Below are 1,022 nucleotides of genomic sequence, written 5' to 3' on the forward strand. Positions count from 1 at the left end.
ATCTCGCACACCACCGCCTCACCCATCCCGGCGCCGCGGGCGGATCACCCGTCGCACGGGGGGCTCGCGCGTTTCCCCGTCCGGTGCCGCCGGACGGCACCGTGCCGACTGGCCGCCCGCTGCGGGCCGGTGTCTGCTGGGATCCACCGCAGGCACCAGCCGGAGGGCAGTCCATGGGCGACCCCGCACCGGGCGGCCCGCCGGCGCGGCGCCCGGACCGGCGGCCGCTCCGCACGGCGACCGCCGCCGTCCTGATCGTCCTCGCGGCCCTGCTCACCCCGCTGGGCGTCCTCGCCTCCTGGGTGCACACCGAGATCGCCGACACCGACCGGTACGTGGCGACCGTGGCGCCGCTCGCCGACAACCCCGCGGTGCAGTCCGCGGTGGCCGACCGGGTGACCGCCGAGATCGTCCGGCAGATCCCGGTCGACTCCCTGCTGAACGGCCTCGTGCCCGGTGGCACCCCGCTGCTCGGCGACCTGCTGAAGGGCCTGGGGCCCGCACTGACCGGCGGCGTCGACGCTCTCGTCCGCACCGGGGTGGAGGACTTCGTCCGCTCCGACGCCTTCCGCGAGGTCTGGACGGACCTCAACCGGGACGCCCACGCCGCGCTGGACAAGGAGGTCACCGGAGCGGGCGGCGGCGCGGTGCGGATCGACGGCGACACGGTCGTCCTCGACCTCGCCCCGGTGGTCGCCCGGGTGAAGGCCTCGCTGGCCGCGAGCGGCTTCGCGGCGGCCGGCGCGATCCCGGAGATCCACACCTCCTACACCCTGGTCAGGTCCGCCGAGGTCGGGCGGGTCCGCACCGGGCTGCGGCTGCTCTCACTGGCCGGCCCATGGGTGGGGGTGCTGGCCGTGCTCTGCGGCGCGGCCGGGGTGCTGGCCGCCGTGCACCGCCGCCGGGCCCTGGTCGCCCCCCCCCAGGGCGCGACCGCCGGCACCCGGGGGCGGGGGCGGGGGGTGTCCGCCGTCCGGGCGCGGATCCCGGTCCGGCGGGCCGCGGGGGGCGGCCACGCCCGC

At 78.5% G+C, this 1,022-nt stretch carries 1 pseudogene; it reads left to right on the forward strand.

Annotated elements, in window-relative coordinates:
• Positions 1-173: 173 nt before the first annotated feature.
• Positions 174-1,022 (forward strand): annotated as a pseudogene (locus tag ACFV0G_RS21895) (hypothetical protein); the annotation flags it as partial.

It is taken from the genome of Kitasatospora sp. NPDC059571 (assembly GCF_042735675.1).
In the GTDB taxonomy this organism is placed as follows: domain Bacteria; phylum Actinomycetota; class Actinomycetes; order Streptomycetales; family Streptomycetaceae; genus Kitasatospora.